This window comes from Bacteroides sp. AF32-8BH, assembly GCF_003435205.1.
Lineage (GTDB): Bacteria > Bacteroidota > Bacteroidia > Bacteroidales > Bacteroidaceae > Bacteroides > Bacteroides ovatus.
Window position 1 is genome coordinate 31,657 of sequence record NZ_QVLZ01000011.1, and the last position, 11,773, is coordinate 43,429.

Consider the following 11,773-nt stretch of genomic DNA (forward strand, 5'->3'; position numbering starts at 1 on the left):
ACCGGGGGATTATTTTATGCACATCACTCAAACAAATATTCTCAAAGGCTGTTTAGGTAGATAAATAATCCTCTAAACTCAAAGCTTATGAAGAAATTTATGATTTGTGCAATCGCATTGTTTCTGCTATTATCTACATCTGTCTTTGGAGATACCCCTCCCGGCAATGTACAGTCGACTTTCAAGAAAATGTATCCTAAAGCAAATGGCGTCGCCTGGTCACAAGACGACGGATATTATTGTGCCAACTTTGCAATGAACGGATTTACTAAAAATGTATGGTTCAACGTTCGGGGACAATGGGTGATGACGCAGACTGATCTTGTCAGTCTCGACCGGCTGACCCCAACAGTCTATAATGCCTTTGTATCCGGCCCATACGCAAATTGGGTGGTAGATAATGTGACAATGGTGGAGTTTCCCAAATGGCAGGCTATTATAGTAATTAAGGTAGGGCAAGATAATGTCGACATCAAATATCAGTTATTCTATACTCCACAAGGGGTATTGCTCAAAACGCGCAACGTTAGTGATATGTATGATATTCTCGGGCCAAGTACCTTTCTGGAAAACTAGGAACTGAATTATATAATAGGGTAATAAACGAGAAAGCCCCCGCAGATATTCAATAATATTTGCGGGGGCTTCTTGATTTAAAGATAAAATTATTTTTTCTTTCTAAGTACTACAGCGGTACGGGCAGGAATATAGAGTTTCAGCCACTCTTTCTTTTCCTTCTTGTACAGCGGATCGGTAATAGTGAAGTGCACGACAGAGTCGTCTGCTAAACCATTTCCTCCAAATGCTACATCGTCGGTGTTCAGTATCACTTCATAAGCTCCCGGAGTTACCAGGAATCCATAATCAGTGAATGACTGCTTTGGATTAAAGTTAAAGACAAATATAAGGTCTTTCCGTTCGTATGCCAATACCTGATCGCCATCATTATGCCATATTTCCTGAACAGGTGTTGCCTGGAAATCTTTCACACTCTTGAGAACTTTCAGCATTTCTTTATCAAAATCACCCATATAGTGATAGGTCAGATTTTTGTTGTCCACCAAATCCCATTGGCGGCGGGCATATTTGCACGACCATCCGTTACCTTCACGCGGGAAGTCAATCCATTCGGGATGCCCGAATTCATTTCCCATAAAGTTCAGATAACCTCCGTTGATAGTCGAAGAGGTCAGCAGGCGGATCATTTTATGCAAAGCAATACCACGGTTGACAACATAATTTTCGTCTCCCTTCTGCATGTGCCAGTACATATCGGCATCAATCAGGCGGAAGATAATCGTCTTATCTCCTACTAATGCCTGGTCATGACTTTCTGCATACGAAATGGTCTTTTCATCCTGGCGACGGTTGGTTACTTCCCAGAACATGCTGGAAGGCTTCCAGTCTTCATCGATCTTTTCTTTGATTGTCTTGATCCAGTAGTCCGGAATATTCATGGCCATACGATAATCGAAGCCGTAACCGCCATCTTCTACTTTGGCAGCCAGTCCCGGCATACCGGAAACTTCTTCGGCAATGGTTATCGCCTTCGGATTTACCTGATGAATCACTTCATTAGCCAGTGTCAGGTAACAAATCGCATTATCATCCTGATGACCGTTGAAATAATCTCCGTAGTTACAGAAAGCTTCACCCAGTCCATGGCTGTAATATAACATAGAAGTCACTCCATCAAAACGGAATCCGTCAAATTTATATTCTTCCAGCCAGTACTTGCAGTTTGACAACAGGAAGTGGATCACTTCATTCTTGCCATAATCAAAGCAGAGAGAGTCCCAAGCCGGATGTTCGCGACGAGCGCCCGGATAAAAATACTGATTCGGATCACCGGCAAAGTTTCCTAGTCCTTCTACTTCATTCTTCACTGCATGTGAATGAACGATGTCCATAATCACAGCAATACCCATCTCATGAGCAGCATCAATCAATGCTTTTAGTTCATCGGGGGTACCAAAACGCGAAGAGGCAGCAAAGAAACTGGATACATGATAGCCGAAGCTTCCATAATATGGATGTTCCTGAATAGCCATAATCTGGATACAATTATATCCTTCTTCAGCAATACGAGGAAGTATTTTCTCGCGGAATTCGTTATATGTGCCCACTTTTTCCTCCTGCTGTGCCATTCCGATATGACATTCATAAATCAACAGCGGATTCGTGTCGGGCTTAAATGTTTTCTTCTTGAATTTATAGGGGTTCTCCGGAGCCCAGACTTGTGCACTGAATATTTTGGTCTGTTCATCCTGTACCACACGTGTAGCCCACGCAGGAATACGTTCGCCTTGTCCGCATTCCCAATATACATTCAGTTTGTAGAGATCGCCATGATGAATGGCATCCGCCGGCAGGTTGATTTCCCAAATGCCATTCTTTTGTTTTTTCAGCTTGTAGGCAGCTTTTTCCTCCCAATTATTAAATGTACCCACCATATAAATATGAGTAGCATTAGGAGCCCATTCACGGAAAGTCCACCCCTTATCGGTGCGATGCAATCCAAAATAAAGATACCCCGATGCAAAATCTGAAAGGGTTTGTTTTCCCTTATTCGTCAATTCAGCTTCTTTGTCTAATACATGCTGATGGCGTCCGGTGATAGCACCGGCAAAAGGCTCCAGCCAGGGATCGTTTTTTACGAGATTAAGTGTCTTTTCCATATCAGAATTGAATTAGGATTATGCTTTTACTTTTACGATTACTTTCTTCACACCATCTGGAGTGATACCGGGAGCATGACCGTCTTGCGGGAAAAAGATAGCAAACATTCCCGGTTTTACGGCAACGTATGTTTCTGCTAATCCTTCGAAGAAAGTAATATCTTTTTCCTCGTTGTAAGGTGCATCTGCCGGAACACAGTCTTTAGCAGCAGTATACCCCATTATTTCTGTTCCCGACAATGGGATTTGAATATCAATAAATTCGTTATGAGTTTCCAGTTTGGCTTCCTCTTTTGTTTTAGGTTTGGTTTGTGCAATATTCACCAACAGATCTTTTCCTTTCAGTTCTGTCTTACCAACTTCCATGGCTTGGAGGTCATGAGACTTCAAGAATTCAATAGCCTGTGCAAACAGAGGGTTTAAAGACGCATATTTCTCCAGATTTTCTAAAGTATCTACTACCATATAAGTTAAATTTTAAAGTTTATATTCTAGGCATTATTTATTCAAAATCATCAATCGTATAATTTATAAAATCGGCAAACCGTTTGAATTGCCGGAACACTTTGTCTATCTGTTCCAACATATCCGGTCGGGTAAAGAAGTCATCTGGAACATTATAAGAGCAAACATATTCTTTACATTTCAAATAATCAATGTACTTGAAATCTTTCGGAAAACCTTTCGGAGCTGTTTTCAGAAAATCCTCTCCTATCACCGGGAAGTATTTCTTAAACTCCGGATCTTCTACGATCGCAACAAACTCTTCGATATTATCATAGATAGATTGTCGCACTGCTTTCAGGATATTGGTAGGCAGACACAGGCTTCCTCCGGCAAGCATAGAACCATCCGGCTGCAAGTGTACATAATATCCACAATGATCGGACTTCTTTCCTTTGGCATTGATATAACCTCCGAAATGTATTTTATAAGGTGTTTTATCCGCAGAGAAGCGGGTATCCCGGTAAATACGATAAGTACAGTCTTTGGGCTGAATCCCCCGGATAGTTTCATCAAACAGGGAAATACGGGCGATCACTGTTGCCAAAAAGTTGTCGAACTCGACACGGGCTGTTTCATATTCTGCCTTATGCTCATTAAACCACTCACGATTATTATTCGCGGAAAGATCTTTTAAAAACTGAAAGATAACGGGTATGTTCATCTTTATCATTTTCTATTATTACTCTACAAACGTACAAATTTTATTTCATATAAACTACAAAAGGGGGTAAAAGGACATAAAAAAAGCATCGGTCTGGTAAAACCGATGCTCTAACACATTTATCAAAAAAACAGACTCTTCTGTCTCTGACGTACTTTAGCTTTCACAAGTGAAGTACAATCTCTTTAATTAATCTTATATCTAATACTATGAAAAACACATAAATATAACAGTACAAAAGAGACTTTTGTTCAGCAGTTCTCTGTATATTTCAGTTAATTATAGTTTATAGAATTAAATGTTTCTCATTTATAGGCAATATAATGTGTTTCCAGTCAATCATTGCATTGAATAACATGATATGGGAATAGTCTTTCAAACATATTTGCGGAATGTCTTTCTCAACAATGAGCTGCCTGTCCAGAAATTCGCTTCGTTTCGTCCCACGGAGTAACGGATGAGCCGGTGTGAACCAGGTATGTCCGTCATAGAGAGCAACATTAGCTATAGAGGTATCTGTCAGATAGCCATTTCTCACAATTAAAATATCATCCGCCATTCCTCTTTGAGCGTACAAGGCATTCAGTTCTTCCCGATACGCACTTTTATAAGTATAATCAATGGTATCAGACACAACCAAATGCAAAGAAGATACCTGTCGCATCTGATAGGGCGCATACGTAACTTCTTCCACTTCTTTTCCATATACAATCCGGCATTTATGAATTCCATTTAAAGTTGGCGGAGATATAAATTCCCGTAAATCCAGCGGAGTGCTGTCTTTCCAAAAAGCTGCACGGGTTTTATTAAAGCGTTCTGTGTGATAATCAAGATTATAAATCTGTCCATCCTCTATCCGGATAGTCTCAATAAATGGGTACATATACTTTTTGTTTCATTTCATTATACTCGCTTTCCACATCACTCTGGCAGGTGATCCCACCTCCACTTTTAAAATACATCTTCTCTCCTTCCTGTTCTACAAATCGTATCATAACGGCACTATCTAAATCAATGCCATCAGAATATCCCATAACTCCCGTATAAAATCCTCTGTCGTAGGTTTCAGCTTCCTGAATAATCTGCATCGTTTTTCTCTTTGGAGCACCGGTAATAGAACCGGCTGGTAATAGCCTGAAAATAATATCTCCCAAATGCTCCTGATAATTTTCAGGCAATATACCCTGAATTTCAGAACTCGTCTGGAAAATGACTCCCCGATTAGTCTGTAACCTGTCCATATACCGATACCGGGAAACTGACACCCGGTTGGCAACCATACTTAAATCATTACGAATCAGATCTACAATGGTAGCATGTTCGGCAGTCTCTTTCGGATCATTCATCAATAATTGAGCAGCAGAGGGAATTGAAGCATCAATGGTTCCCTTCATCGGATATGAGCTAATTTTTCCTTGATGAATTCTAACAAATATTTCAGGAGAGAAAACCGTAAAACGATCTTTAATCCATAGCTTATAAATCGCTTTTGAATGAAAATAAATATCTTTCAGAGTGAGATTGGTTTCTACCGGAGTGCGACACGTCAAATTCGTAAGGAAACTATTTCCTGCCAGGATGTTCCGTCGCACGATATTAAACGAACGTTGATAAGAAGAGAAAGATTCTGCGAAAGGCTGCCAATGTAGTGAAGGCACTGTTTTTGCGGAGTAAGTAGCTATATCATCTTCAGCCGATATAATCTGATTGGTAAATCCATTCAAATTATACAAAACTTCAGCGGAATCAACAGCGGCAACCTCCTCTATATAAGATACATCTTGTAGATAATTTATAATGAAAATGAAAGGACGGTGGAGTTGTCCCAACTGGTTCATTCGTTTAATAGCCTGTTCCTTATTATATAAGTGCATATAAAATACTTCTACGTTTAGGGAAGGCAAATGTACACAAAAAGTATAGATTAGAAAAAGATAGCAATAAAAAAGGGTTGTCCGACGTGTCATATCGGCAACCCTTTATCATTTATAAAATTGGTCAAATTACTTCATAACAGCTTTCACTTGAGGAAGCATCTTCTTCACATTTTCATTTTCCGGAGAGATCTTAGCAGCTTCTTCCAGATAGTCTAATGCTTCTTTAAATCTACCATCAGCTTTTTCTTTTTCTGCAGCATATTTATCTGCATCAGAATTTGCCAAAGGAGCAGCTTTCTTCAGGATATTAGCGCCATCATTATAGCACAGAACTCCTAAACTGTACAATGCATTTGTTTTATATTGCTTGTGATCCAAAGGAATTACTTTCTTAAAACAATCTTCAGCTTCTTCTGCTTTTCCTGCTTTCTGTGCTGCAAGTCCTGCTTTTAGATAATGAAGACCATAATTCTTCACCATTGTCTTATTCTTAGGATCGACTTTCAGCCCTTCTTCTAATGTAGCTACATATTCAGCAGTCTTCTTTTGTGCATCTAAAGCCAAAGCTTTACGAGCATACGCATTTCCTATATTAAATTTTTTCTGAATAGCAATATCGAAAAAGGTCACGGCTTCCGCATACTTTTTCACTTCGTCTGCTGCTATACCACAATAGTAAGCTGTTGCAGAATCCTGATTATTAGTCTGTTTCAGATATTCGCTGAACTTCGCATACGCTACTGGATAATTTTTAGCATTAAATGCATCATTTCCTTCTTTTTTCAATTGCTCTGGGGCGGTTTGTGCAAAAACATTAGTCACTACAATACAAAATGCAAATAAAAAAATCAATTTCTTCATAACTTTATGTGTTTTTTAGTTGTTTATCGTTCAAAAGTAGAAGTTATAATAGAAAAACACAACCGTATTTTATTTTTTTGACCTTTTTGAAACCTATATAACGTTCGTTATTCTTCGTAAAAATGACGTTTTCCTATTCATTCCTCCCCAATCATATAAGTAAACAAAATATTTCTCTTTTATAAATTACTGATTCATAGCCATAAAGAAAAATATGAATAAAAAAGTGCCGGAAAGTTTTTGAGTTTTCATAAAAAGCACTACCTTTGCATCCGCAAATAAGGCTGGTTCCGTAGCTCAGCTGGATAGAGCAACGCCCTTCTAAGGCGTGGGTCCTGCGTTCGAATCGCAGCGGAATCACTTAGCAGAAAGGCTGATTATCAAATGGTTAATCAGCCTTTTTACTTTTCTAATTAGCTGCTATTGATTAAAAAAAACGAGAAAACTCTCACTTTTGAGCAATTTACCTTGTCGAAATCTTGTCCGAGTGTTTTCTCTAAATTTTGAAACTATGGCAACAATCAGATTAGCTCTAATCCCAGCAAAGGTGTTAAGTGATGGATCTCACAAAATTTGTATAGCCATCCATCACAAAGAAGAAACAAAGTACATTGTCACTCGATTCAAAGTCGACAGTCTTTCACAATTCAAAAACGGGCAAGTAGTCAAACGTCCAGACGCAGCACTAATCAATACCAAACTACGTAATATACTCAATGAATACCAAGAGAAACTTGACAGCATCAAATGCATTCAGGGTTCCTTTGGGGTCAGCCCAAAAAAACTTCTATTTTTAATTATGACTGCACTGATAGTAGTTGGATGTAGTAAAAGTGATGAAGAAAAAAGTGACATTCAGGAAATTTGGCTAAATGGATACAAAGCTCTTACTCCAGAGTCTGATTACGAAAATATTTCCACCACATTTTTATTATTTAAGGCTGACAACAATGAGGAATTTGATGTGAAAAAGCAAACTTTTTCAGGGAATATACTTGATTATCAAAAAATACAAGATGAAACTTGGAATTTGCTGTCAAAATCAAAAATTAAAAAGAAAGATGGTAGCATAGTTGATGCTACTTATTCTATATTTGCCTCGTCAATAAAGGAAACATATACTTCCGCTAAAGTAAAGATTGGTAAATATTTTATGGTAGCAATATATAGCGACTCTAAAACAGGATATCATTGGCTATATTCAAATAAATATGCTTGTCAATATGTTGACATACCATATCGATATAATCCATGGGACTATTCTGTGGTTTTCCCATGTGATTTGCATAATTATGGAAAGATAGAATGGGTTTCATGGAATCAAACTCCTTATCCATATGAGTTTGAATTTTCAAAATAGGTCCATCTGCCGAAAACATTTAAAATCAGCAATACTCATTTCAAATCGGACTCTCTATAAAATAGAGCAATTTCTCAAGCTCTGAAAATAAAATATAGATACCTCTAACACTTTACTGTATCTGTTTCAAATTGCTAATAATAAAGCGATGAATTCAAATTCATCGCTTTATTATTAGCCCTAGATGGAAATATTTCCTTTACTCTTTTGTATTCTCATCCCCCATTATACCTGATGAAGAATTATCAGGAGCCTGATCTATCAAATCCATAAACTGATCCAGTTTAGGAGTTATAATAATCTCGGTCCGGCGGTTACGAGCTTTTCCTTCTGCCGTATCATTACCGGCTACCGGATTAAATTCACCTCGACCGGCAGCAGTCAGGCGTTTGGGATTTATACCATAAATATTCTGTAATGCCTGAACAACAGATGAAGCACGCAACGCACTCAAATCCCAATTATTACGTATATTCGTACGAGATATCGGATCGGTATCTGTATTTCCTTCTACCAGAACATCATAATCTTTGTAGTCCTGAATGATTTTGGCTATTTTACTAAGCACAGCCTCTGCTTTATTGCTAATTTCATAACTTCCTGATTTATAAAGCATGTTATCTGCTAAGGAAATATATACAACACCTTTCAATACCTTAATATCCAAGTCACGCATCTCTTCACGGGTAAGCGAACGGGTAAGTTTATTGACCATTACGAGATTCAAAGAGTCTGATCTATTCTTTTCTTTAACCAAATGCTGGATGAAACGGTTTGAAGCATTGATCTCATCTATTAACTTACCCATATTCATATTCCCTTGAGAGCTCTGTGTAAGACTCTTATTCAAGATGCTTTGCATATCGGACAAGCTCTTGCGTAACTCACTATTATTCCGCTGCGCTTCGGCAAGTCTCTCCTCAAGACTTGTTGAACGTGCCTGATTTTCTCTTAGCTGCAATTGACTTTCCTGATATTCTTTTTGCAACTTTGTATAATCAGTTTTTAAACCTTTAAATTGCTTCTGACTTACACAACTCGCCAATACTATACATCCTGTCAGTACTAACAACGGTCGAAAAAGATTCTTCATAACTCTATTATTTTAATTACTAACTTTTTAAGTGACCAACTGCAGCCGTTTCCACAACAATTGCGTAAATCGGTTGGTTATGAACACATTTATCGAGATAAAGCTCGAACGACCTTATAACATTTCAAAAGAACGAAAAGTTTAGTATGTAAATAAAATCTGTTTTTATCAGAGTTTGATCCATCCTGCCAAGTTATCCAACTTAATTTTATAAATTTGCACCATACTAAAACATTACTGCGTGAAAAACAAACGTTGGATTTATTTAGCAATTACTTCCGCAATTATAGTGTTAGGATTGGCTTCCCGAAAACATGGTGATATATTGCCCGAATTTATCGCAGAGTATTCAGGCGATACGCTTTGGGCAGCCATGGTGTATTGTGGAATACGCTTTCTTTTCCCGTCATTATCTATACTCAAGACCATTGTTATTTCCTTATTATTTTCTTATTGTATAGAAATTAGCCAACTATACCAAGCAGACTGGGCAAATACTGTACGAAACACCACACTTGGAGCATTAATCTTTGGACATGGTTTTCTATGGTCAGATATGATCTGTTATACTGTTGGAGTATCATTATCCGCTGTTATAGATTCAGGAAGGATTATTATCTCCCAAAAGAGAAACCCCTAGAAAAAAGCACTGCAAACCTACTTTGTTTACAGTGCTCTTTCCGATTAGCATTTAAACTACCTATCACAATCTACAATGAAAACTATCGCTCAAAGGTAACTTCTTATTAGTGGAAACAACCTTTATTTCATTTTCACCAGGTTCTAGTTCCACATTTTTCCATTCCAGAATAGCATACGAATCCGGTATTGCTTTACCATAACTCTTACCGTTTACAAACAATTCGGCTCCTGACAGATTCGTGAAAGCAGTAATTGTTTGCAAATGTTGTGTACGTACTGTGTTACGTTTGCCTGTTAAATAAAGCATTGGTTCTTCCCTATTCCAGTTGGCCTTATAGAAGTAGAAAGCATCTTTACGAACTTTCCGGTCGAAGGTAACCAAACCTTTATCATTAATTCCGGGACGGTCTCCTTCAGTGCGATGTGCAGCGCCAAAATCAAACATATTCCAGACAAAGCTCCCCCATACATAAGGACGGGAAGAGATTGTTTTCCAGTTTTCAATGTGATAATACGTCTGCCAGTTTTCAGGATGCCACCAACTGGTTGGTACAGTTTTAACCAACGAATCTTGTTGATGGTAAATGCTTGCGCCGGCACCATATTCACTGATAGCAATACATATTTTCGGATGATCCTTATGCATTCGATCCAACCATTTCCCCAAATCAGCGGGAGTGCCACCATACCATCCATCATAACGGTTCCAAGCAATAGCATCCGTTATGAAATTCAAATCTCCCATTTGATTACTTGCGGAGGTCGTAGGCCGGGTAGTATCTTCCTGATGTGCCAGCACATTTAATTCTTTGATGTACTCAACCGGATTATCTCCCAACTCCGTCAACTCATTAAACAGCCCCCATACACAAATAGAAGGATGATTATAATGTTGACGAATCAGTTCTTTGAGCTGCTCTTTTCCGTTGGCACGGAAAGCAGGTAAATCCACAAAACCTTTATCATTATATCCACCAGGACCCACAAAAGGTATTTCAGCCCATACAATAATACCATTTTTATCCATCAGATCATAAAAATAAGTAGCCTGCGGATAATGCGCCAAACGAACAGCATTCACTCCCATCTCCAACATCAATGCCACATCTTCCTCATGGTGTTGCGGGCGCAGCGCATTGCCCACCTCACTCCTATCCTGATGACGGCAAACGCCTTGAAGAGGCAAATGTTTTCCATTCAGGAAAAAACCTTTATCAGGGTCGATCCGGTAAAAACGAAGTCCCAACGGTTGTGTAACACGATCTACCATCTGACCATTCCGGAAAAGAGTCACTTCCGCCTGATAAAGGAAAGGATCCTGACGACCATTCCACAAATGAGGCTGATCGATTTCAAATGTAAGTTCCTGCTGCATTACTTCGTTTCCAGAAAGATTCACATTCTTTGTTCCTTCTTTCACCACCCTTTGACCATCTAACAGGCGTACGTTAAGCTCCACTTCCTGATTACCACTACTCCCGTTTGATAAATCAACAATAGCCCGTACCTTAGCATACCGATGGCTCACACTATCCTGTATCAGACGTACTCCGGGGGAAGCATAATCCAAAGGAGAAATACACGTCTCATCAGTAATCAACAAATGTACATCACGATAAATACCTCCGTAAAAATTAAAGTCACCGACCAGAGGCATAATATCCAACTGTTCACCATTATTCACCCGTACTAATATAGAGTTTTCTTTTCCATATTCCACCTTTCCTGTGATCTCAAAGATAAAAGCTCCATATCCCCCACGATGCTCACCTATATGACGACGATTTATAAACACATCTGCAATGTTATTCACTCCTTCGAAACGAATAAAAAGACGTTTTCCTTTCCATTCGGGACGAATAAATAAATTCTTCTCATAATTACCAATTCCCCGTTTATAGTCTATCTTACCGGACAAAGCATCCTGCGCATTCCAAGTATGAGGCAAATCAACTCTTACCCCTGTTCCCTTCTGTACCTGATGCGAAAACCGGAAATTCCAATCATTATTTAGCAAGATATCCTGTCGCTGGGCAAACATCGACATTCCGTAAAGCATGAATAAAACAACCGATACCAAACGGCTGGACTGTA

At 38.7% G+C, this 11,773-nt stretch carries 11 protein-coding genes and 1 tRNA gene; 4 read left to right on the forward strand and 8 right to left on the reverse strand.

All coding sequences use genetic code 11. The annotated features are described in order from the left end of the window. Positions 1 to 87 precede the first annotated feature (87 nt). Positions 88 to 576 carry a PepSY-like domain-containing protein gene (locus tag DWZ47_RS09525; RefSeq protein WP_004303340.1) on the forward strand — a complete coding sequence of 163 codons (489 nt, stop codon included), beginning with the start codon at positions 88 to 90 and terminating at the stop codon, positions 574 to 576. Between the two features lie 89 nt (positions 577 to 665). On the opposite strand, the gene DWZ47_RS09530 is transcribed toward DWZ47_RS09525, so the two are convergent. From DWZ47_RS09530 to DWZ47_RS09555, 6 genes are all read right to left on the reverse strand, one after another. After that, positions 666 to 2,678 (reverse strand): alpha amylase C-terminal domain-containing protein, encoded by a 2,013-nt coding sequence (locus DWZ47_RS09530; protein ID WP_004325877.1) that lies wholly within the window; start codon positions 2,676 to 2,678, stop codon positions 666 to 668. Positions 2,679 to 2,696: 18 nt separating this feature from the next. Further along, positions 2,697 to 3,143: a YhcH/YjgK/YiaL family protein gene (locus tag DWZ47_RS09535; protein ID WP_004303343.1), complete on the reverse strand. Its 447-nt coding sequence runs from the start codon at positions 3,141 to 3,143 to the stop codon at positions 2,697 to 2,699. A 37-nt stretch (positions 3,144 to 3,180) separates the two neighbouring features. After that, positions 3,181 to 3,855, reverse strand: coding sequence for a DUF2461 domain-containing protein (locus tag DWZ47_RS09540; RefSeq protein WP_199488149.1), 675 nt, complete (start codon positions 3,853 to 3,855; stop codon positions 3,181 to 3,183). Between the two features lie 277 nt (positions 3,856 to 4,132). After that, positions 4,133 to 4,729: an aminotransferase class IV family protein gene (locus tag DWZ47_RS09545; RefSeq protein ID WP_117512950.1), complete on the reverse strand. Its 597-nt coding sequence runs from the start codon at positions 4,727 to 4,729 to the stop codon at positions 4,133 to 4,135. Further along, complete coding sequence (locus tag DWZ47_RS09550) at positions 4,713 to 5,720, reverse strand: aminodeoxychorismate synthase component I (RefSeq protein ID WP_004308911.1); 1,008 nt, start codon at positions 5,718 to 5,720, stop codon at positions 4,713 to 4,715. The genes DWZ47_RS09545 and DWZ47_RS09550 overlap by 17 nt, the downstream gene beginning before the upstream one ends. A gap of 129 nt (positions 5,721 to 5,849) precedes the next feature. Then, positions 5,850 to 6,584: a hypothetical protein gene (locus DWZ47_RS09555; protein ID WP_004295839.1), complete on the reverse strand. Its 735-nt coding sequence runs from the start codon at positions 6,582 to 6,584 to the stop codon at positions 5,850 to 5,852. Positions 6,585 to 6,870: 286 nt separating this feature from the next. On the opposite strand from DWZ47_RS09555, the gene DWZ47_RS09560 reads away from it, so the two are divergent. Both DWZ47_RS09560 and DWZ47_RS09565 read left to right on the forward strand, forming a co-directional pair. Continuing rightward, positions 6,871 to 6,944: transfer RNA gene (locus DWZ47_RS09560), tRNA-Arg, on the forward strand. Positions 6,945 to 7,095: 151 nt separating this feature from the next. After that, entirely contained in the window at positions 7,096 to 7,944 is an 849-nt protein-coding gene (locus tag DWZ47_RS09565) for an Arm DNA-binding domain-containing protein (protein WP_004295838.1), read from the forward strand. A gap of 199 nt (positions 7,945 to 8,143) precedes the next feature. Here DWZ47_RS09565 and DWZ47_RS09570 read toward each other — a convergent pair whose 3' ends face one another. Continuing rightward, positions 8,144 to 9,037: a flagellar motor protein MotB gene (locus DWZ47_RS09570; RefSeq protein WP_004295837.1), complete on the reverse strand. Its 894-nt coding sequence runs from the start codon at positions 9,035 to 9,037 to the stop codon at positions 8,144 to 8,146. Between the two features lie 241 nt (positions 9,038 to 9,278). On the opposite strand from DWZ47_RS09570, the gene DWZ47_RS09575 reads away from it, so the two are divergent. After that, a complete protein-coding gene (locus DWZ47_RS09575) occupies positions 9,279 to 9,677 on the forward strand; it encodes a DUF2809 domain-containing protein (RefSeq protein ID WP_004295836.1) in 399 nt (132 codons plus the stop codon). Between the two features lie 63 nt (positions 9,678 to 9,740). On the opposite strand, the gene DWZ47_RS09580 is transcribed toward DWZ47_RS09575, so the two are convergent. Next, a complete protein-coding gene (locus DWZ47_RS09580) occupies positions 9,741 to 11,738 on the reverse strand; it encodes a glycoside hydrolase family 2 protein (RefSeq protein ID WP_374938662.1) in 1,998 nt (665 codons plus the stop codon). Positions 11,739 to 11,773: the final 35 nt, after the last annotated feature.

Coding starts and splice junctions, on each gene's coding strand:
- DWZ47_RS09580 (WP_374938662.1), bottom strand. CDS start 11,738: ATGCTTTACGGAATGTCGATGTTTGCCCAGCGACAGGATATCTTGCTA.
- DWZ47_RS09525 (WP_004303340.1), top strand. CDS start 88: ATGAAGAAATTTATGATTTGTGCAATCGCATTGTTTCTGCTATTATCT.
- DWZ47_RS09530 (WP_004325877.1), bottom strand. CDS start 2,678: ATGGAAAAGACACTTAATCTCGTAAAAAACGATCCCTGGCTGGAGCCT.
- DWZ47_RS09565 (WP_004295838.1), top strand. CDS start 7,096: ATGGCAACAATCAGATTAGCTCTAATCCCAGCAAAGGTGTTAAGTGAT.
- DWZ47_RS09540 (WP_199488149.1), bottom strand. CDS start 3,855: ATGATAAAGATGAACATACCCGTTATCTTTCAGTTTTTAAAAGATCTT.
- DWZ47_RS09555 (WP_004295839.1), bottom strand. CDS start 6,584: ATGAAGAAATTGATTTTTTTATTTGCATTTTGTATTGTAGTGACTAAT.
- DWZ47_RS09545 (WP_117512950.1), bottom strand. CDS start 4,729: ATGTACCCATTTATTGAGACTATCCGGATAGAGGATGGACAGATTTAT.
- DWZ47_RS09535 (WP_004303343.1), bottom strand. CDS start 3,143: ATGGTAGTAGATACTTTAGAAAATCTGGAGAAATATGCGTCTTTAAAC.
- DWZ47_RS09550 (WP_004308911.1), bottom strand. CDS start 5,720: ATGCACTTATATAATAAGGAACAGGCTATTAAACGAATGAACCAGTTG.
- DWZ47_RS09570 (WP_004295837.1), bottom strand. CDS start 9,037: ATGAAGAATCTTTTTCGACCGTTGTTAGTACTGACAGGATGTATAGTA.